Source organism: Saccharolobus shibatae B12 (assembly GCF_019175345.1).
Taxonomy (GTDB): Archaea; Thermoproteota; Thermoprotei_A; order Sulfolobales; family Sulfolobaceae; genus Saccharolobus; species Saccharolobus shibatae.
Genome location: NZ_CP077717.1, coordinates 221,427 through 239,912, shown reverse-complemented (window position 1 = coordinate 239,912; position 18,486 = coordinate 221,427). Strand labels below are relative to the sequence as shown.

Genomic DNA, 18,486 nt, shown 5'->3' with positions numbered 1-18,486 from the left:
TCCATTCACCTATTCATATTGTTGTGAACTCATCACATCCTTTAATGTTAGACCTACCTTACTATCAGCGGTTAAGTTATAATATTTTTGCATTATTTTTGATATAGCAGAATATATTAATTCATATATATGTGTCCTATTACTATTAAGTATAGTAGACACGTAACTCCATGGCTTACCTTGAATAACTTTAGCAATTAACACCAATTCTTCATCTTGAGTCAAACTCCAATCTCTTTCTCCATCCCAGAAATACTTTAACGTTAACATATGTATTCCATCAGCCGAGGACTCATATGGACTTACACCTTGAAGAAATGAGATGGTTTTGTCTAATAATATTGGATTCACATCAACGGTCTTATGAGCAATCCTACTTCCTTTTAATATTAACCTAACTACTTCAGGGTTCATATTAAAGTACACATCGTGTAAGGTGTTAAGCAGCTTCTCTTTTAACATATACACAGATATTTTTACAATCTTAGTTGCTATATCACTTATAGGTCTAATAACAACAACTGGGTAATCACCTAATTTCTCATTTTTCTTTGGTGATATATGAACTGGGATAAAGCCGTTCTTTATCCAGAAATTTAGAACTTTTTGATCAGACATAAAAGAAGAACCTACCCAATCCATTCCTTTATCCTTAGCTTCTTCATATATCATTTTTAACAGCTCACTACCAAATCCCTTATCTTGAAGTTCTGAAGCAACGGCGATTCTAACAATCCTCCACCCTCGTAATCTGGCAAAATCCTTAATCCTAACGTGTTTTATAATTCTGTCAGGTATTAGATCACCATCAAACGTACCACCTTTTAAAGCAATATCTACCATATTGTCAGAAAGTTCACCTTCTTCAGCTATTTGACAAGCCGCAACGTATGAGTTCTCCCCTATCCGTATGGCCTTTATCTTATGATGAACTCCATCCAACATTATCATTAAGTCATCTGGATTATTTTTGTAGTGAGCTGTTACCATTATTCCGTAAATTGCTCTCAATTTGATATCATCGTTGGCTAGTTCAGATTTATCCACATCTTCATAAATCATTGTATCATTAAGATATTGTGGTTCTGAAGGCTCTGCGTCAAGTAATAACGCGTCGTAGAGCCACTTTTCTATTGGATCTCCATTTGCATATCTTAAAGGCTGTTCCATATTTATCCATTTAACCCTAATCCTTTTACTTTCAATTAATCTTCTTAAATATCTAAGAAAAGCCTTGTTAGAACCCTCATATCCATGTACTGTAGTTACTAGCGCCACCTTTTTCCACGCTCTTAGTGCTAAGTCTATATAATTGATGCCTAAGGCTGCGGCTTCATCTACGATTAAAAGCTCACCCTCATCTTCAACCGCTGCGTCCGGCGGAACATACTCTACCTTGAAATAGTCACCTCTTAATGTCTTTATATGTCCGGTATCACTAACTTTTACTGACAGCTCTTCACCTAAAACTTCTAAACCTAATTTAGCAAACGACATTACTTGAGATGCGCTAGCTATTGATGGAGCAGTAACTATTACTCTAGCGTTTTTCCCTTTTCTTTCCCCAAGCTTTTCTATTAGCCCCGCTATAGATAATCCAGTAGCTGCACTTTTTCCTCTGCCCCTAGCAGCTGTTAAAACTAAAGCTCTTTGCCCTCCACTTAGTAAATAAGCGAAATTCTCTATAACTCTGTTTTGGTCCTCACTCAGTGATAATTCATGAATTTCTCTTGGCATTACGGGATTTCTTGGTAATTTCTTCTCTGATTTTAGCATTATGGTACCGGAAAATGGCTTAGAAACATATCCGTTAGCATCAACGATAAATATCCCTTCATGCTCATACAATTTTCTTTTGAACCTCTTCTCATATTCGTCTAAAACTAAACCGTTCCTCACTATTGAAGTTCTAAAAGCCTTATCTTTAGTTAGATTATTTGTATAAATTATTATTAAACCTCCACCTCTAGCAAGATCAACAAGTCTACCTATGTTAATTGGCTGAAAGTTATCTACAGCATCCAATATGACCAAATCATAAGTATTACCTAGGTAATATTCAGCATTAGCATAATCGATATCATCAAATTTCGAGAAATATTCTTTTATAGTCTTCATTCTCTCTTTAGAACCACTCGCCCAAGGTACGAAACCATACGCTACTGAAGGGTCTGGTTTAAATTTAAGAAATACATTTATAATTTCCTTGACATAATCTAGATAATCCTCCCTCTCTATGTAAACTAAGTTCCTATAATATCTAATATTACCGTCTTCTAATGCCTTTCCTATTTGATCATAAAACTGTTCTTTATTTACCATTGCTTACAATTTATACTTCTTCTTTAAAGCTTCTTCTATGTCTATACCTTTTAAGTTAGCTATCGATACTGTCCAAGCTATAACATCCGCTAATTCCTCCTGTATAGAATCTGAATCGTTAGATAGAAGTGCTTCAGCTAATTCTCCTACTTCCTCTACCAACCACGTAAATGTAGCGTAAATGCCCCTTTGTGAATCTTTTTCAAAATACATTTCCTTCATCTTGGACTGCAGTTCCCTAGGTTCCAAGTCCGATTTCCCTCCGCATCACTCTTATCTCATCATCAGAAAAAGTTATTCTTAACTTAATCTCCTCGTTAAAGCTCTCATCGACAAAATATATGTTAATCCATTTCTTTCGTGAAACATTCTCAACAAATTTAGTATCTACTGAATATTCGACAGTTAGTGGATTTGAAGGATCATCCATGATTATATGTCTAAAAATTACTTCTCTACCCTCCTTGTCTATTTCAAATAATACCTCAGCATTGGCATTTTTAGGATAATCACTGGTCATGCATACTACTGAATCATTACAGCACGTGAGACATACACCCTCACTTAGATTATTCTTAACTTCTGATGGAAGTTCCATGATGGGGATGGATATTTTTATGTTTGTCAAACTATTAAATAATTATGCCTTCCGCAGTAGGTAAGAAAGTCGTCACAACACAAAACTACATAGCAAGTTATGTAGGAGCTAAGGTTTTAGAAGAAGGGGGAAACGCATTCGATGCAGCTATAGCAATAAGTGCTACTCTATCAGTGGTGATACCACATACTAGTGGTCTTGGAGGTGATGGATTTTTATTGGCCAAAACACCAGAGGGTTTAATAGCGTATAACGCATCTGGTTGGGCTCCTAAGGAATTGAAAGTAGAGAAAATAGACAACGACAGAAGTCCACTTACCGTAGTAGTTCCAGGATTGGTAGACCTATGGGAATTCATTTATGAAAATTACGCCTCGAAATCGTTAAACGAATTACTTAACCCTGCAATTTCATTAGCAACAAATGGCTTTATGGTGGGAAGAGGGTTACATCACGCAATAGTAAGTTCATTCAAATTATCAGATGATTGGAATAGAGTTTATGGCAATAAAAGGTTTGGAGATGAAATAAGACTCAAGGGAATTGCTAGGGTTTTAAAGGAGATTGCAAAAGATCCTAGAAGCTTTTATGATGGAAAAATAGCGGAAGAACTAACTAATGGATTAAGAGAAAGAGGGGTACCAATGAGTTACGAAGACTTCAGCGAATTTCGTGGCGAAGTTATTAGTCCAGTAAAAATGAAATACAAGGACTTTACGCTATATGAGTTACCGCCAAATACTCAAGGAATAACTACATTAGAATTACTCAAAATGGTTGAGATTACTGAGCTAAACAAATTGCCTTTCAATGACGTAAGGAGAATAAATGATCATGTGCGATTAAGCGCATTAGCTTACGCTGATAGAAATAAATATATTGCGGATCCAAAATTTGTGACTGTACCAATAGAGATGTTGTTATCAGAGAAATACATTGCAAATAAGATTGCTGAGTATGGATTCGAGGTAAAAGTAGACGTCACTGGAGATACAACGTTTTTCGCCGTTTCTGATGGTGAGAATGAAATTGGATTTATACAGAGTCTATTTTATCCCTTCGGCTCTGGGATAGTAGTAAACGATATACCATTTAATAATAGAGGCGCAGGATTTTCTGAGGGAAATAACAAACCAGAACCTAGGAAGAGACCCTTACATACCCTTTCTATACTAATGGCTGAGAAGGAAGATGAGAGAGTCTTTATTGGTTGTGCAGGCGGAGATCTAAGACCTCAAATTCACGCTGAAGTATTTGAGTATTATGCGGATTATAATATGGAAATTGATGAGGCCGTTCAAGCACCTAGATTCATGTATTTAGGAAATAAGGTTGTTGCTGAAAAGAGACTAGGTGTTCCAGCCACACAGACAGATTACTATTCGCCAGAAGTGGGGATAGTACAAGCCCTAAAGTATAAGAAGGGAAGATATATTGGAGTTGCTGATATTAGAAGTGAGGGAGTAGCATTACCCGTTAAATAACTCAAATTACTCCTAATCATACATTAGAAGGTTAAATGGCAATAATTTATATCATTCTTCTTAGGAAACTATTAACGTAATTAACAAGACATCTCCTAAACCACTTCTTTTTTTTAGGGCTATACTTTCCATCTCGCCAACCATCTCACATTTGAGGGTTTTCTTGAGTCTTAGAATTATTTCTAACTGAGGAGGAATTAAAAATCTAACACGTTAATATCGCATCCCGTTCGTTTAAAGGCTAAAAGAAGAGCACCTTGCTCCGGTTCGTGTTCTGCAACTATACCCCTTATATTATTACTGTCTAGATAACTTCTGAAGAAACTGAAATATATTGGTGAGCTGAACATCCCGCCTTTAAGGTATATCTTATCGACACCTATTTTCACCGCCATTTTAACAGCGTCACTAGCAAGTTCGAAAGCCGCACTTTTCAGTATGTTTAAAGCTATTTCATCCCCCTCATTGGCTGCCTCATCTACTATTTTTGATAATGACGCAATCTCTTTAACCTTATGCCCCTCATGATAAGCCCACTTGATGAGATCGTCAAGATTGTTTATATTTAAACTTCTCATGATCTTCTCAGCTATTAAAGTCTTATTCATTCTTCCATCTAACATTTTTCCGAAAGCTCTTAGTGCCTCTCTTCCTATCCAATAAGCTGAACCTTCGTCAGCTATTAACCATCCTAGACCACCAAATCGAACTCTCCTATTACCATCATAGCCAACTATGACACTTCCAGTACCAGCTATGACTATAACACCGGGATTTCCTCTAGTTTCAGCGTAGAGCGCGACAAAACCATCATGATCAATATAGACGTCTTTTGCAACAAGTCTCAGCGCTTCTGACATTACGTTATAATCATATTTAGAATCTATTCCTGCTAATCCTATATAAGCCACGTCGGGTTTCATACCTTTTGTGGCTAATAAAATAGCCTTGTTAACGTTTTTTACAGTCTCTTCAACACCTACGTTATGAAAATTTGCAGGTCCAGCTAGACCTTTTCCTAAAAAAGACCCGCTACAAGTATAGGCTATTGCGCTTGTTTTACTTCCTCCGCCATCTACTCCAACAAGTATCATCAAATATATTTTGTTGTTAAAGAAATTTAAATGAATAGTTTAATGCGTCAAGGTAACTTTTAGGATCTCCCACGTTCAACCATTTTTCATCTTCACTCATTTCTAACGCATAAACTTCTTTACCATCTAGCAACAAGTTATGTATTCCATAAGTCAATTCTATCTCTTTACCTTCTTCAACATTAATTTGTTTCAACGCACTAAATATACTAGGCTTAAAAATATAAACCGCTGCTATGGCTAAATTAGATTTTGGATGTAATGGCTTTTCTTCGGCGTCAATTACCTTATATAATTTATGACCATCATATACCCCTTTATCTTGGATAGTTACCACACCGTATCTACTAGGATTTTCAACTCTTCTCACGAAAAGTACAGCATCTGGACTTACTTCATCAAATAGCAATTTAAGTGACTCGTATCCTTTAGTTAGAACGCCATCGTCTGCATGAACAAAAAATGGCTCATTGGATGAGAAGTCCTCTGCTCTTAATACAGCGTCACCAAATCCCTTAGGCATATCTTGGAATACAAAGGTTGGTGTTCTATCGAATAAGTATTGCATAAGTAACATTCCGTTTCTTCCTACTACAATACAAAATTTTTCAATACCTATCTTGTTCAATGAATCTATTATTAAATCTATAACTGGTCTAGTTACCTTACCTCCGTTTTCGGTGACGAATAAAGGAAGTAATGCCTTTGGTAATACACTCGTTATATGTTTCATCCTACTACCTTTTCCAGCAGATGTGATTACGGCTTTTTTAAGCATCAATTGATATTAAAATTTTCACATTATATAAACTCATTGCAAACCTATTCTTCTTCCTCATTTTCCTCTTCTATCATACTTAACGTCTCCGCTGCTAGAAAACCTATTATTATAAATGACATAAAGATATATACTTCTATAGGAGATGCAGAAGATATAGAATTTACTAGCTCAAATACGCTGAATATTACAGCAGAAATTCCAATTATAATTTGGAACAGTCTCCTTCTAAACTTCTTAATTGAAATTTTTATTAACGAGAAATTAGCTGCTACGTGTACAAATAGACTTGAAAACAATGCTATAGTCCCTAAGACTCCAAATGCAAGAAATGGATTATTTATAAAATATAAACCTAAAAGTGAAGTCAAAAAGTATAATAGGACTGACAATATCACAGCGTTAGTAGGACCTTTGTAACTTTCAAACTTGCTGAAAACTTTAGGTAAGAGATTAGTATAAGACATTGCGAAGATTGTCCTAGACGTTGCTATTATAAAGCCCAAACTACCTAAGATACCATCGTTTATAGCTGCAAACAAAACAAATATGAACGTAATAAGACCAAATTTATTTTCTATTAGATGCAAAATATCAACATTATTTGCAGATATATTATAGAATAATAAATGATCACCTATTGCATAAATATCGAATGCAGCTAGCAACCCTCCTAGTAAGATAACTGTTATAATTGCTCTACTGATTGTCTTTTTAGCATCTTTAGCTTCACCAGAAACTGGTGTTATTGATCCATATCCAGTAGGTATACTGGAACCGAATAGAATAGCATATGCTAAAGTTCCTAGGCTTACATGAAAGGATAATGGATTATACAAGTGAAATCCAGTAGAGCTTAAAAATACTATTGCAAGAATAGTCATAATACTTATTTCTAACAAGCTTGTAAAAACAGCGTACTTTGTACTAATCTTTATACCCATTATGGCAAACAAGGATGCAATCGATAATAGTCCTAGCCCTATTATCCATGGATTTACCCCCAAAATATGATAGATTATGTACGTAGTCCCAAAAACATATGCAACACCGTATGTAGTTGAATACAACACATAGAGCCATCCAGTCTCAAAACCTAAACGCTTTGTTAAAGAATAGAATGCGTATGTATAATAACCACCAGCTTTGGTAAATCTCTTTGAAAGTTCATAAACTACAAATCCATTTAGTAAGACTAGTAGGGTACCTAAAATAATAGCTATTGGAGCTAAGAAGCCTGCAATAATAAACGCCTCTACACCATATGTCAGAATACTCAGAAAGGGTGCTTGAGAACCCATTGAAAGGAAAACGATATCAATAAAACCTAAATGTCTTTTTGGTTCTTGGCTTTGTTGAGCTTTGCTGAGTGACGAAGTACTCATCCGAAAATCACTTTTCTACGACTATTATTTAAACTCTTTCCCTTATATCGGTAAAAAATTACTTTAGAATATTTATCTTTTGAACTAGTATAAATAATGACACTACTACGTACGTATCAGCTACTGGCATGAAATCAGTTACGTAAAAACTGAAGAGAGTGTGATTTCCTAGTAAATACACAATTACAAATCCTATCCACATAGTCCAAGCCCACATTGTAGTGGTTATCAGCTTGCTGTCCCTAAATATAAAAGCGAGTGGAGTTGTGATTATCCATAGTATTAACACATAAGGATTAGTATTGGCGTATAAATTGTAACCAAGGTAGAAAGAATGAATATTTAAAAACCAATCCCATGGCGTTGAAATTTGAGAAGTTGCCGTTAATGTGATATGGCCATTAGTAATGTCCCATGACGCACTATGGATCACAGTAGCGTCTAGCCATGCTTTAACTCCACCATAATAAGCTATTAACGGTGTAGAGAACAAAACGTAAATCAAAACTGGTAATCCTATGCCATACATTGCTCTTTTCTTAACGTTATTTGAAATTTCCCCTAAATAGTATAGAAACGGAAATATTAGAACATAAGCTGATTCCTTTGATAGCATAGCCAATGCTAACGCTAAACTAGCCCATAATGGTTTATCGTTTAATAGAAAATAAAGAGATAATAGGCTAAAGAAGGATACGTAAATTTCAAGAAGTCCTATCCCGTGAAGAGACCACACATTAGGATCTAATGCAATGAGGAGACTAGAAAGTATTCCGGCAAGGTTACCTAAAATTCCATTCCCGACCATTTTTTTAGCAAGAAAATAACCTACTATAAGCATTAAATCGCCTAGAATCCAACTTGGTAATCTCCAAGCTATTGGATAGTACCCCATAAAGTAGATGAAAACTGCCATAATGTACTTAGCTAAAGGAGGATGCTCTGGGTTAATATATGTTTGAATATTCTGCTCATTCGGATACCCTATATTTATCATTGGTGGTGGATTTAAATGAAACACCAATTTTAACATGTTATAGGCAGCGGTAGGGTACCATACCTCATCTCCTATATAGGAGTTAATGGACGAAAAAGTAATTATTGTTTCATAAGTATATACTGAAATAAGCACGACCAATGCCAAATAAAAGAAAAAGTTTATCCATTTTAATTGCATAAACAAGCCTTTACTTCAAAATTTTTAAAGCTTCTCCAATATCTACATTTTCATGAACAACCTTCGATATTGCTTTGGCTAGCTTATCTGGTTCATCTGCTTGCCATAAATTCCTACCTACAGTTACACCCTTAGCTCCAGCCTCTAGAGCATCTTGCAACATCTTTAAGAATTCCTCATTGGTGTTGGTTTTTGGACCTCCTCTAATTAGGATCGGGCTAAACGCTACGTTTACGACTTGTCTAAATGACTCCTTACTTCCCGTATAGTCAACCTTTAGGATATCAGCACCTATTTCTGATGCTAATCTAGATACATACTTTACGAGATCTAGTTCTTTTACTGAATCTGGATTATCTTTTGTAACATATAGGGGTTCTATGATAAACGGTATCCCATAATCATTAGCTTCTTTCCTTAAGGAAGCCAAAGCACTCAAATTATACCCCTCCACTGTATCACTCCCATAGCCAACTACAAGATACGTAACCACAGCGTCTGCCCCAATATTAATCGCGTCCTTTACTGTATAAATACTCGCATAGTAACCTTCATTATATACCTTGTATTTTTGCCTCCATACATTCGCAGTATCCAATCTAGCAATTAAAATGGGTGAACCTCTTGTGAAGAAATTTTCCTTAACTAGCTTAACCATAGCGGGAGTCATTTGCAAGGCGTCTGGACCATTCTTGGCAATTTTGGCAACAACTTCAATCGGGTTTTCTATTCCCTTTAATGGTCCCATTACCAATCCGTGATCTAGTGCTACGACAAATGCTCTACCTTTCTCGAACAACCTAGCCATCCGAATTTCTGAACCAAGCATATAAAGTAGATTAAACTCTTTGCTTAAATTCTCTTATAATCGCTATTACTAATCTTCTACCGTATGGGTTAAGAGCGTAATTATATAGAGTAAAGAACGAAATTATTACTATAGCATATATACCCATTGCCAGAAAACTTACTGGCCTATAGACCACTGATAAGGGCAAACTAAGTGCGCCTAAGGCTAATGGTATTAGAAATTCTCTAAATGGGAAACTAAAATTGTAAATTCTTCTACATGCTTTATAGGAAGTAAACAGCATTGAAAATGAATTAATTATTATCCCGATACTCATGAAGGCTGCTAATAAATACGGTGAGTAATAGGAGAAGAAGTAAATTAGAAAAGTTGAAATTCCTAAACCTAGCAATGAAAAAAGTAAATTGGAAGTAGTCAGCTTAAATAGGTGACCTTTGAATTCATCCTTAGATTCTACTGATAGAGTAGGATCGGCCATTGTTATACTTTGATAGAAAATGCTATATAAACCTCTTATGAAATTCGAAAAAGTAAGTATATAAAGAGAGAAAATAGCAGCTGTATACTCAGGTCTTAGTTTGTATAAAAGTCCATATCCGTCTATGTAAATAAGAATTAAAAATAGACTACCTACTATTGAGTAAAGTTTAATGGCATCACTAATTATAGATGGATTCTTATCTTCAGCCAACTTAGCCATTAGGCCAGTATATATCGTTTGTGACCAAATCTGGACATTACTAACTATAATGGCAGACTCAAAATATGCTACTACTAAATCTGATTTTACGATAGCTAGAGTAATCCATACCATTGATGCTTCTAGAATATATTGAATATAATTCGCTATATACACCACTGCTTTTCTAACAGCCGAAAAAGCTACCTTAAAGTCAATCTTGAGATTAGCTCTTATGAAGAATAAATTGAATAATATCTGAGCAAGATAGCCTATGCTATAAGCTAGGATTACTGCCAGAATCGAAAGATTAAATAGGAACATGAATACAATCCCAGAAACTAATCTCAGAACCTGAAAGATTAATGCGGAAACTCCAATTATCTTGGGTGTTCTTCCTTGAGCTATTGAATTCGTTACAGTCAGCAAGTAGGTTAAAATAATTAGCGATATTGCAGAATAGAAATAAATAGGAACATTGAGCTTAGTTAAAGAAATGTAGTATGGGACTAAAAGGGCAAAAACTAAACCTGAAATAATTCCTGCTATCAAGTTAATTATTACTATTCCACCAACATTCTTCCTTTCTGCAGAATATCTTGACGTTATTAATGAGAATAGATTTGCGGGTATTGTAAAATAGCCTATTGTGAAAACATACAAGGTTTGCCAAGTAGCAAAATATATAATACCATAGGGAGGATTCGACAGATACCTTGCAACTAATAACGTGAAGATAAATGAAATAGGCGCCCCTAAAGTCCTTGTTAGTAAGTTAATAATACCTATTCTTGTAACTCTCACACTCTCTTTTTTATCCACATTTTTACGTATTAAAAATAAAGTATTTATAGTCTATCGAGTCAAAAAGATTTGACGCGATCTTAAATCAAAAATCTCTTATTAACAAAGTTGTTAGCCTTCTAAAATATCATCTATTGCCCGCGCAATATCTCTTATAGATATTATTCCCCTTAAGTTTCCATAATGATCAATAACTGGTAAATGTCTAATATTATATGTTCTCATAAGGCTTAATGCCCCAGTTATCGGTGAATCTTCCTTGATAGTTATAAGGGAAGTAGTCATTATCTCTTCTGCTTTTGCATCTAAACTTCTACCTTTTCCAATGGCCCTAACTACATCGCGTTCCGTTATTATGCCAATAGGTTTCCCATTATCTACTACAATTACTGAGCCTACGTTATTATCTGTCATTATTCTAGTTACTTCTCTAAGCACAGTGTTTTTACTTACCGTTACTACATTACTTTTCATATATTCTCTTACAAATTCTTCTTTCATATTTACTATTGTTGATAAAAAAGATAATATAAGTTTAGGTTATGCTCTCACTAATGCCATTTGCGTGTAATGAAAAATAATATAAACTTCCCGCAAGAAAATAGCATATGAATTGGGAAGTAGTAAAATTAAGATTAAATATGGCGTTAGCAACTCTAGGAATTGTTTTATTAGGATTTGCATTAGCATTAGCAGTTGCTGATTATGCATTCGGAGCACAATTTGGTGTGGGATTAATGTTATCTATCTTAATGTTCATATTCTTCCTTAACATTATTCAGTGGCTATTTGGGCCATATATGATAAACTGGGCATACAGAACAATAGAAGTAACCCCTACTGATCCAGTTTACGGATGGTTATACAATACAGTAGCCGAAGTTGCAAAGTATAATGGATTTAGAGATGTTCCAAAAGTGTATATCGCTGATGTACCATTCCCTAATGCTTTCGCATATGGAAGTCCAATAGCCGGTAAAAGAATAGCCTTTACATTACCAATATTAAAATTACTAAATAGGGATGAAATAATGGCCGTAGCAGGGCATGAACTGGGACATCTAAAGCATAGAGATGTAGAATTGCTAATGGCTGTAGGTCTAATTCCAGCTTTAATTTATTACTTAGGTTGGTGGATATTCTGGGGAGGAATGTTCGGTGGTGGAGGAGGAAATGGCAGAGGAAATAATGGAGGATTACTTTTCTTAATAGGAATTGCAATGATGGCAGTAAGCTTCGTTTTCCAACTACTTGTATTAGCCCTAAATAGAATGAGAGAAGCCTATGCTGATGTTAATTCAGCCTTAACAGTACCAGGCGGGAAAGAAAACTTACAATTAGCCTTAGCTAAACTGACACTTTCGATGGATCCAAGCGCATTAGAGAAATTTAAGAAAAAGAGTACTACCAATCAAATGGCAAGTATGCTATTCTTCACAAACGCTATTGAAGAAGTTCCAACATGGGATGCTAGAGAGTTAGTGGAGATTTGGAAGACTACAAAGGTTCCATGGTATGCTGAAATATTTATGGATCATCCACATCCTGCAAAAAGAATTCAATTACTTGAAAAAGTTTCTAAATACTAATCACTCAAACTCGATAGTTGCAGGTGGTTTAGAAGTAACATCATAAAGTACCTCCTTTACGTTAGGTATTTTTTGTAATATTTCAGAACTAATTTTCTCTAGGACTTCTTTAGGTATTCTAGCGTAATCTGCAGTCATGAAGTCTTCCGTAATTACTGCCCTTATTGCAATGCTGTATTTCCCGTTACTCCTTTCATCCAAGGAACATAATATGTGGGTAATATCATATTTAACCAGAGTATCGACAGAGCTTTTCGCTGCATTAATATCACTACACTCAATTTTTGCTATATTGCCATAAGCCCTAACGTCACCCTTAACACCAGTTGCCCTTGCCTTATATAAAAATGCGTCAATACCGTCCAAATTTACAAAATTACCATCAGATTCAAAAGAAACCGCAAAGTATTGTGAATAATTAAAGGGATCTAAATATTTTTCAACTATATCATTAGCTTCTCTCACTACTTCTAACTTCTCCCTAGTCAGCTTTCCAATTGTCCTTACTAGGAGGCCAGGACCAGGAAACGGCTGCCTCTCTGAAATTTCCTTAGGTAATTTAAGATATCTAGCTAGTTCTCTGACCTCATTCTTATATAGGTCCGCCAACGGCTCAATTAATGTAAAGCCCCATTCTTTCTCTGTATCTATACCTATTTGAACTAAGACATTGTGTTGTGTCTTTATTCCGCCTTGTGTTTCTACCCAATCAGCTGCTATGGTTCCTTGCATTAAATACTTTGCATTGAACTTTCTCATTAATGATGAAATAGTAGAATAGAACAGTTCTCTAAATTTCTTTCTTTTAGCTTCAGCTTCTTCCATTCCCTCAATCTCAGAAATGAATGTCTCCCTCTCGTCCACTACGATAAGGTTAGGTAAGACATTACTTAAATAAGCTTTAATTTTCTCAGCTTCATTTTTCCTTAAAAATCCAGTATCTATTAAAACGGGAATTACTTTGTTACCCAACAAATTATAAGCGAGAACTGCAGCTGTAGTACTATCTACACCACCACTTACTGCAGCTAAAACTCTCTCATTACCAACCTTCTGTTTCAGCTGTGGTCCTATTTCCTCAACGAACGAAGCAGGATCAAACATTTAGTTAAGACTAAAAATTCATTGCTTATAAATTTCGGCTATTTCGTCAATATGTAAATATTTCCTTAAAAATTGCTCTACACGAATTGCCTGTTGTTGAATCTCGTCTACCATTGATTGTGAGTAAATATTAATATTAAACTCCTTCAGTAATTTTTTCATTCCTTCAGAAAATAAGCTTCCGTGTACACTTAAGCCAATAATACTATCCTTTCTTGCCCCATCCTCAACACTTACTTTTTCACCATTCCTTACGGTTATTTTAAGTAAGGGCTTTTCGTCTACGTACTTTACTACTCCCCTTCTAATTTCATAACCATCTATTTTGCCATATTCAGAAACACCAGAACTAATGGAAACTATCTTAGTCTTGCCATAATGTACGTTAACATCAAATACTCCTAAACCCTCATATTCTATAGGATATCCCGCCTCAATTCCGTAAGGATCTATAAGCTTTTTACCTAAAATTTGAAAACCACCGCAAATACCTAAAATTCCCCTAGTCTTTTGCCTTAGATATTCCACGAACCCATTCTCTACCAACCATTTTAACGATTCTAGAGTATTCCTACTACCCGGTAAAATTACCAGATCAGCCTTCGCAATTTCTTTAGGCTTTTTCACAAAGGATACATGAGCATTAGACTTAGCTAAGGCATAAAATTCATTAAAATTGCTCATATAAGGATAGGCTATTATGGCAACTTCAACATCACCTTCACCAAAATTGTAAATATTCATGGAGTCCTCTGGCATTATCGGGACTTCGCTGAGAAAAGGCAAATAACCTAAGTATTTCATCCCTGTTTTCTCTTCAAGCCATTTTATAGCATCATACAGAAACTTTTCATCTCCTCTGAATTTATTAATAATGAATCCTTTCAATTTCTCTCTGATAGATTGGGGAAGCATCATATAAGTGCCATAAGCAGACGCAAATGCACCTCCCCTATCAATATCTAATACTAAAATTGCTGGAATTCCCTTATCTTTCATTACTTTTATTGCTGTAATATCCTTATCAATAAAATTTGGTTCTCCTATGCCTCCAGCTGCTTCTATTACAACATCACTTGATAGGAATTGTGAGATTTTTTGCCATAATGTGTTGGTTGCTAAATTATAATACTCATTACCACTCATAATACCAAGTGAGTTTCCCATAAAGATTACTTCAAGGCCCTTACCCATTGGCTTGAGCAAAATTGGGTTCATATGCCTTTCTGGTCTTATTCCAGCCCCCCATGCCTGGTAAGCTTGTATGAAGGCTATTTCTCCACCATCACAAGTTGAAATGCTATTTAAAGACATATTCTGAATTTTAAGTGGTTTTGCATTTAGAATTCTAACTAGTCCAGTGGTTACAAATGACTTACCTGAATCACTCATGGTTGAGGCTACTATTATTGACACTTAATCATATCAACTTGGCCAATAAATAAATCCACATGCGATTAAAAGGAGTACTTGCACTATTCTCGTTTTTTACCGCAATACCAGTAAAGAGCAATGCGTCTTTAGAGGAAATTGCAGAATACTCCTACATATCGCCAATAATTATTGGCATATCATTGGCATTAATAGAGAGTGCAGTGTATGTTCTCTTATATAGAATTCTTGGAGCTCTTGCTGGGATAATATTGCTAGGTGTAGTAGAATTGCTTAGGGGATTTAATCATCTAGATGGTTTATTGGACTTAGGAGACGCATTGATGATAAAAGGAGATAGGAATAGGAAGATAAAGGCATTAAAGGACGTTGAAATAGGTTCTGGAGGAATAGGTTTACTTTTAGTGTACATATCAATTCAAATAGTGGCTTTATTAAAGCTAGGCTTCTCATTGTACACTATATTCTATCTGACATCATCTAACGTACTCTCGATGACAATAGGACTTTATATACTTTCAACCATTAGTCCAATTCCAGAAAGTAATCTTGGGAAAATCTTTCACAATAAATTGAAAGGAAAGTCTACGGTATTACTTTTTGAATTAATTCCGTTTATTTCATTATACAATATAATAGTTTTCCTAGTGTTCTACATGATAATGCATAAGATATGTGGATCGCTTGGAGGTTCCTCAGGTGATATAACTGGGGCTTCAATAACTCTTTCCTTTCCACTATTCCTATTAACCAATGAGATAACCAATTTAAATTACTCACTATTATCTATCCTGTGTTATTTGTTCTTGCACTTGCATTGATATGGGATCTAACAATTTCAGAACCACCTATTTACATACATCCTGTAGTTTGGACTGGAAAAATATCGGAAGCACTAATCAAACCCTACAAGGGTTATTCTTACGGAGTTCTCCTATGGATAATGTCGGTTTTACCCCCATTATTTATTTTCGTATACTTACCAGTAGAAGCACCAATTCCAATTTACCTTAAACTAATAATATTAGCGTTTTCGTTGAAAACGACATTTTCTATTAAAATGCTCTACGATATTGTAAAAAAGGGATCAAGGTTGGATGAGCAAGCTAGGTATTATGCACAACAGATTGTCAGAAGGGATTTAAGTAAAAGTGATAAAGGCCATATAGCTTCTGCATTAATCGAATCACTATTTGAGAGCACTGTTGACGGGATAGCTTCTCCAATTTTCTGGTTTCTTACCTTTGGAATTTTCGGAGCAATGTTACAAAGACTTGCAAATACAATGGACAGCATGGTAGGATATAAGACTCCGGAGCTTAGAAAAGAGGGTTGGTTCTCAGCGAAAATTGACACTATACTCAATTACATCCCAGCTAGGCTAACTGGAATGATAATGCTTACATCTGGTTTTATCTTAGGACTTAACGTGAAACAAGGATGGAAAACACTTAGGGAGGCAAAAATGGAAAGCATAAATGCTAAATACCCAATAGCTATTGCTGCAGGTTTACTAAATGTAAGTTTAGAAAAGGTTGGTCACTATAGAATAGGCAATGGAAATTTACCAGACGAAAAAGATGTTAAAAATGCGCTAAAATTATTTAAATTAAGTTTAGTCTTGTACTTTCTCCTCATCCTAACTATATATTATTACCTTTATGGCATTTCCCTCCTTAGCTACCCTTACGGCCTCATTGAACTCATCTAACGGGAATCTATGTGTTATCAGCTTAGTTACATCAATCTTCTTGTTAGCTATTATAGACAGTGCTTCCTTTGTGTCCTCCTCTACAGCAGCATTACTGGGAATTATTGAAATTTCGTTATTTAAGAGATCACTAATGTCATAATTAAGTATCGTCCCCTTATATGGTACTCCAAATAACAAAACTCTACCACCCTTTCTAGTAGCATTAAGACCAGAGATTATTGCAGAGGGAGATCCAGAGGCAATTATAGTAACATCAGCACCTCTTCCATCAGTTAATTTCTTAACTTCATCAGCTACATTAACTTTCTTCACATTAAGCGAATAATCAATACCTACCTTATATCCAAATTCGACTCTGAACTCACTTACATCTGATGCTATAACGACTCCCGCATTATTTACCTTAGCCATCATTGCGTGTAATAACCCCATAGGACCTGCTCCAACGATAAAAACTATATCATCCTTGTTAATCATTACTCTCCTTTGCGCTCTAATAACGGTAGCCAAGGGCTCTATAAATGCCCCTTCTTCAAAGCTTACATTGTCTGGTAGCTTTAATATTCCGCCTCGTACAACATTCCAGGCTGGAACTCTGAAGTACTCCGAAAATCCACCAGGATCTAAGTTGGTTTTTCTATAATATGGACACATGGTTGGACTTCCCTTTTTACAATAGTAGCATTCATAACATGGAACGTGATGGTGTGCAAAAACCCTATCTCCAGGCTTTAACAAATCAACCGTGGATTCTTGGATTATTCCAGCTGGTTCATGGCCTAATATTGGTTGCGATGCAGTGTAGTGTCCACAAATCTTCTCTATGTCAGTACCACACAATCCACAAGCCTTCATTTTAACTAATACATCACCTTGCTGTAATTTAGGTAATGGCAGCTCTCTTATTGCGACCTTTCCATTTTCCATAACTACGCTTTTCATATGTGAGAATCCCTCCACCATTTTAAAAAGGAATATATGGTAATACTTACGTTATATTAATTGTGGATTTAATTATTACTTTCGGTTTACTCACACTGGTTATTTTGCTAGAATTCGTTGTAGTACCAGCAATAGTGCTTAAAAGAGTAACAAAATTTTCCACCCTTTACGATTATCCTATATATATTGTAAACTCTAATGAAGTAAATGCGTACTCTCTGACCTCGGTTTGGGGAAAATTTATCGTTATAACTAGAGGATTGGTAAATGGAGAAGATGAGGAGCATGTTAGAGCAGCTATCATGCATGAAGTTGGACATTTAAAGTTAAATCATCACGTTAAAATGAGCCTTTATATTATTTCGATAATCATAGCCTTCACCTATATTCTTAATTTAAATTTATTTGTATTGATTCCTTTTGGATTTTTCGCCTTATTTATGCAAAGATATTTCCAGAGGAGATTTGAGTTGAGTGCGGATAAGTTTGCCTTGAGGTTTACCAATAGAAGATTATTAGAAGATTTAATAACTAAATATGATGTGAAAGAAACTACGTTTTTATCTACACATCCAAATATTCACGTAAGGCTTAAAAACATCGACCAATAGAT

General features: G+C 35.3%; 18 protein-coding genes. 5 read left to right on the top strand and 13 right to left on the bottom strand.

Going from position 1 to position 18,486, the window contains the following annotated elements:
* Positions 1-9: 9 nt before the first annotated feature.
* Genes J5U23_RS01645 through J5U23_RS01635 form a run of 3 tightly spaced genes read right to left on the bottom strand, consistent with a single transcriptional unit; the run spans position 10 to position 2,920 of the window.
* A complete protein-coding gene (locus J5U23_RS01645; protein WP_218266719.1) occupies positions 10-2,322 on the bottom strand; it encodes a tRNA(Met) cytidine acetyltransferase TmcA in 2,313 nt (770 codons plus the stop codon).
* 3 nt (positions 2,323-2,325) lie between these two features.
* Positions 2,326-2,571 (bottom strand): MazG nucleotide pyrophosphohydrolase domain-containing protein, encoded by a 246-nt coding sequence (locus J5U23_RS01640; RefSeq protein WP_218266718.1) that lies wholly within the window; start codon positions 2,569-2,571, stop codon positions 2,326-2,328.
* On the bottom strand, positions 2,561-2,920 hold the full coding sequence (locus J5U23_RS01635; RefSeq protein ID WP_218266717.1) for a hypothetical protein: 360 nt from the start codon (positions 2,918-2,920) through the stop codon (positions 2,561-2,563). The genes J5U23_RS01640 and J5U23_RS01635 overlap by 11 nt, the downstream gene beginning before the upstream one ends.
* 44 nt (positions 2,921-2,964) lie before the next feature.
* Here J5U23_RS01635 and J5U23_RS01630 point away from each other — a divergent pair, with 44 nt between their 5' ends.
* Entirely contained in the window at positions 2,965-4,404 is a 1,440-nt protein-coding gene (locus J5U23_RS01630) for a gamma-glutamyltransferase family protein (protein WP_218266716.1), read from the top strand.
* 197 nt (positions 4,405-4,601) lie between these two features.
* Here the strand turns inward: J5U23_RS01630 and J5U23_RS01625 are convergent, their stop codons facing one another.
* The 7 genes from J5U23_RS01625 to J5U23_RS01595 form a co-directional block, all read right to left on the bottom strand.
* Positions 4,602-5,498 carry an N-acetylglucosamine kinase gene (locus J5U23_RS01625; protein WP_218259156.1) on the bottom strand — a complete coding sequence of 299 codons (897 nt, stop codon included), beginning with the start codon at positions 5,496-5,498 and terminating at the stop codon, positions 4,602-4,604.
* Between the two features lie 16 nt (positions 5,499-5,514).
* On the bottom strand, positions 5,515-6,276 hold the full coding sequence (locus J5U23_RS01620) for a nucleotidyltransferase family protein (protein ID WP_218259155.1): 762 nt from the start codon (positions 6,274-6,276) through the stop codon (positions 5,515-5,517).
* 44 nt (positions 6,277-6,320) lie between these two features.
* On the bottom strand, positions 6,321-7,661 hold the full coding sequence (locus J5U23_RS01615; RefSeq protein WP_218266715.1) for an APC family permease: 1,341 nt from the start codon (positions 7,659-7,661) through the stop codon (positions 6,321-6,323).
* A 58-nt stretch (positions 7,662-7,719) separates the two neighbouring features.
* Positions 7,720-8,838: a glycosyltransferase family 39 protein gene (locus tag J5U23_RS01610; protein WP_218266714.1), complete on the bottom strand. Its 1,119-nt coding sequence runs from the start codon at positions 8,836-8,838 to the stop codon at positions 7,720-7,722.
* A 10-nt stretch (positions 8,839-8,848) separates the two neighbouring features.
* Positions 8,849-9,667: a class I fructose-bisphosphate aldolase gene (locus J5U23_RS01605; RefSeq protein WP_218259152.1), complete on the bottom strand. Its 819-nt coding sequence runs from the start codon at positions 9,665-9,667 to the stop codon at positions 8,849-8,851.
* Between the two features lie 10 nt (positions 9,668-9,677).
* Positions 9,678-11,150: an MATE family efflux transporter gene (locus J5U23_RS01600; RefSeq protein ID WP_218266713.1), complete on the bottom strand. Its 1,473-nt coding sequence runs from the start codon at positions 11,148-11,150 to the stop codon at positions 9,678-9,680.
* A 93-nt stretch (positions 11,151-11,243) separates the two neighbouring features.
* Complete coding sequence (locus tag J5U23_RS01595) at positions 11,244-11,633, bottom strand: CBS domain-containing protein (protein ID WP_218259150.1); 390 nt, start codon at positions 11,631-11,633, stop codon at positions 11,244-11,246.
* A gap of 107 nt (positions 11,634-11,740) precedes the next feature.
* On the opposite strand from J5U23_RS01595, the gene htpX reads away from it, so the two are divergent.
* Positions 11,741-12,721: a zinc metalloprotease HtpX gene (htpX, locus tag J5U23_RS01590; RefSeq protein WP_218266712.1), complete on the top strand. Its 981-nt coding sequence runs from the start codon at positions 11,741-11,743 to the stop codon at positions 12,719-12,721.
* Here the strand turns inward: htpX and J5U23_RS01585 are convergent, their stop codons facing one another.
* Positions 12,722-13,825, bottom strand: a complete 1,104-nt coding sequence (locus J5U23_RS01585) for a GMP synthase (glutamine-hydrolyzing) (RefSeq protein WP_218266711.1) — start codon at positions 13,823-13,825, stop codon at positions 12,722-12,724. It abuts the gene before it with no gap.
* Between the two features lie 18 nt (positions 13,826-13,843).
* Positions 13,844-15,241, bottom strand: coding sequence for a cobyric acid synthase (locus J5U23_RS01580; protein WP_218266710.1), 1,398 nt, complete (start codon positions 15,239-15,241; stop codon positions 13,844-13,846).
* 35 nt (positions 15,242-15,276) lie between these two features.
* Between J5U23_RS01580 and cobS the strand changes: the two genes are divergently transcribed.
* Both cobS and J5U23_RS01570 read left to right on the top strand, forming a co-directional pair.
* A complete protein-coding gene (cobS, locus tag J5U23_RS01575; RefSeq protein WP_218266709.1) occupies positions 15,277-16,038 on the top strand; it encodes an adenosylcobinamide-GDP ribazoletransferase in 762 nt (253 codons plus the stop codon).
* A complete protein-coding gene (locus tag J5U23_RS01570; RefSeq protein WP_218266708.1) occupies positions 16,011-16,928 on the top strand; it encodes a cobalamin biosynthesis protein in 918 nt (305 codons plus the stop codon). The genes cobS and J5U23_RS01570 overlap by 28 nt, the downstream gene beginning before the upstream one ends.
* On the opposite strand, the gene J5U23_RS01565 is transcribed toward J5U23_RS01570, so the two are convergent.
* Complete coding sequence (locus tag J5U23_RS01565) at positions 16,857-17,894, bottom strand: zinc-dependent dehydrogenase (protein WP_218266707.1); 1,038 nt, start codon at positions 17,892-17,894, stop codon at positions 16,857-16,859. The genes J5U23_RS01570 and J5U23_RS01565 overlap by 72 nt on opposite strands.
* Before the next feature lie 41 nt (positions 17,895-17,935).
* Here J5U23_RS01565 and J5U23_RS01560 point away from each other — a divergent pair, with 41 nt between their 5' ends.
* Positions 17,936-18,484 carry a M48 family metalloprotease gene (locus J5U23_RS01560; protein ID WP_218266706.1) on the top strand — a complete coding sequence of 183 codons (549 nt, stop codon included), beginning with the start codon at positions 17,936-17,938 and terminating at the stop codon, positions 18,482-18,484.
* Positions 18,485-18,486 lie beyond the last annotated feature (2 nt).